This window comes from Actinomadura sp. NPDC000929 (assembly GCF_040492065.1).
GTDB lineage: Bacteria > Actinomycetota > Actinomycetes > Streptosporangiales > Streptosporangiaceae > Spirillospora > Spirillospora verrucosospora.
This window is the reverse complement of the sequence record NZ_JBEUPA010000312.1, coordinates 1-2,329: the sequence shown is the minus strand read 5'-3', so window position 1 is coordinate 2,329 and position 2,329 is coordinate 1. Positions and strand designations below refer to the sequence as shown.

The 2,329-nt window shown below is 76.6% G+C and carries 2 protein-coding genes; both read right to left on the bottom strand.

The window, feature by feature from the left end; all coding sequences use genetic code 11:
• Positions 1 to 172: 172 nt before the first annotated feature.
• Positions 173 to 1,492 (bottom strand): vWA domain-containing protein, encoded by a 1,320-nt coding sequence (locus ABWI04_RS42505; protein ID WP_345171424.1) that lies wholly within the window; start codon positions 1,490 to 1,492, stop codon positions 173 to 175.
• A partial coding sequence (locus ABWI04_RS42500) for a PP2C family protein-serine/threonine phosphatase (protein ID WP_353835954.1) occupies positions 1,489 to 2,329 on the bottom strand: 841 nt, incomplete at its 5' end. The genes ABWI04_RS42500 and ABWI04_RS42505, both read right to left, overlap by 4 nt.

Here is a 2,329-nt window from a genome sequence, read left to right as displayed (position 1 = left end):
GGCTCGGCGGCCGGGGCGGGTCCCGGCGCGGGTCCCGGCGCGGCCCCGGGCGCGGACTCGGGCTCCGGCTCGGCGAACTCGGCGCGCCGCGCGCCCTCCATGAGGTCACCGCAGACGTCGCAGTAGTCGGTGGACTGGGACGCGTGCCCGCTCGGACAGACCGGCATGGGCCTCAGCCCCCTGCCTCGTCGCCGTGCCGCGTCCGCACGGTCCGGACGGAGCGGGTGTCGAGCGACATCTCGTCCGCCTTCGCCACGTCCCGCTTCAGCCGCACGGTGCCGCGCGCCGGGTCGACCACGTCCACGACCTTGTCGAGCAGGCCGGAGATCTGCTGGTTGCCGACCTCGCGCGCCAGCACCACGGCGCGTCCGAGCCGGGCGGTCGCGGTGTCCTCGTCGCCCTCCCGCCGCGCCTCCAGGCCCTGCTGGATCGCCTCGGCGAGCTCGGACTGGCCGGTGTGGTGCGCGACGCGGCCGTTGATGCGCGTCGACCTGGCCTCGTCGTCGGTCCACTCGGCGATGACGTTGCCGGACGCGAGGACCTGGTCGCCCGCGACGAGCTTCACCCACGCGGCCCGCATCTGCCGCCCCACGTCGCCGGGCTGCACCTCCACGCACAGGTGGTACTCGCGGTTCTCGGCGCCCCACGCGCCGAGCGGGTAGTCGCCGGTCTGCGGGCCCGACTCGGCCCGCCGGCCGGTGAGGTCCTCCACGGCGGGGACCATCTGCTTGATGAACCGCAGCCGCGCCTGCTGCGGCGTCCACACGCGCAGCGTCACGTCCGCGACCTGCTTGCCCATCGCGGCCCGCGTCATCGCCAGGAAGTCGGCCTCCAGGTCGGCCGGGTCGGGGACGTCGAGGAACCCGCCCAGCAGCACCGAGGTGATCTTGCGGAGCTCGGCGACGTTCCAGTCGGTGCCGACGCCCCGCGCGTCGCACAGGAAGTGGCCGGCGCACACCCGCAGCGCCGCGTCCAGCTCCTCCTCGGACTCGTGCTGGTTCTTCCCGTCGGTGAGCAGGATCGCGTGCTTGACGGCGCCCTCCGCGACGGCGTCGTGCCCGGTGAACAGCCGGTCGGCGAGCCGCAGCCAGGACCCGATCGCCGTCCCGCCGGCCGCCTCCAGCCGCCCCACCGCGTCCACCGCGGCACGCCGGGACGCCGCGTCCGCCCGGACGAGCCGCTCCCCCTGCGGGTACACCATCCGCGGCCGGTTCGCTCCCGCGACCACCGCGAAGTGCACGCCGTCGCGCAGCACGTTCACCGCCGCCCGCGCCGCCCGCTTCGCCGCGGCCATCTTCCCCCGGTACGACATCGACCCGGAGGTGTCGATCATGATGATCTCCGCGGCGGGGGCTCGGCCGCCGTCCGCCACCGGGGCCGGGCCGCCGGACGAGCGCGCCTCCACCGAGACGATCGCGTGCATCTCCCGTCCGCCGGCCGGGAGGTAGGGGTTCTGGTCCACCCGCACGGTGAACTCCGGAAATTCGCTCATCTGGCCCGCTCCCTGCTCGGTCCTGGCGGCGGGTAGCGAAGGACCGCCACCGTCACGTTGTCGTGCCCGCCCGCGTCCAGCGCCGCCCGCATCAGCCGCCGCGCCGCGTCCAGCGGCCCGTCCCGGCCGGTGAGGGCCACGGCGGCGAGGTCGGACGGCTCCGGCAGGTCGTTCCACAGCCCGTCGCTGCACAGCACCACCAGCCCCGGACCCGTCGGCCGGAACGCCGCCACGTGCGGGTCGAGCGGGCCCGCGTCGGCCCCCAGCCAGGCGGTCAGCACGTGCGCCCGCCGGTCGGCCCACGCGTCCTCGGCGCTCATCGCGCCCTGCTCGATCATGGACGAGGCCCACGAGTCGTCCGTGGTGAGCCGGCACGAGCCCGCCGGGGACAGCCAGTAGGCGCGGCTGTCGCCGACCCATCCGACGGTGATGCCGCCCGCGTCCACGACGGCCGACACGAACGTGCACGCGGGGGAGGCGTCGGGGTCGCCGGGGAGCGCCGCCACGGCCTCGCCCGCCCGCGCCACCGCGTCGCGCATCGCGCCCCGGGGGTCCATGCCGGCGGTGACGCGGTCCGTCAGGACGGCCAGCGCCGCCTCGGCGGCCAGCCGCGACGCCTCCTCCGACCCGGGCGCCGTCGCGACCCCGTCGCAGACCACCGCGCACACGCCCGCGGGCAGCGCCGCCAGCGCGAACGCGTCCTCGTTGCGGCTGCGCCGCAGCCCGAGGTCGCTCACCGCCGCCCCGAACCGCCCGGCCTCGGCCTCGACGTGCTCCCGCCCGCTCGGCTGCCGCAGCCCGCACTGCTCGCAGTACCCGTCGGCCCCGACGGCCCCG

Coding starts and splice junctions, on each gene's coding strand:
- ABWI04_RS42505 (WP_345171424.1), bottom strand. CDS start 1,492: ATGAGCGAATTTCCGGAGTTCACCGTGCGGGTGGACCAGAACCCCTAC.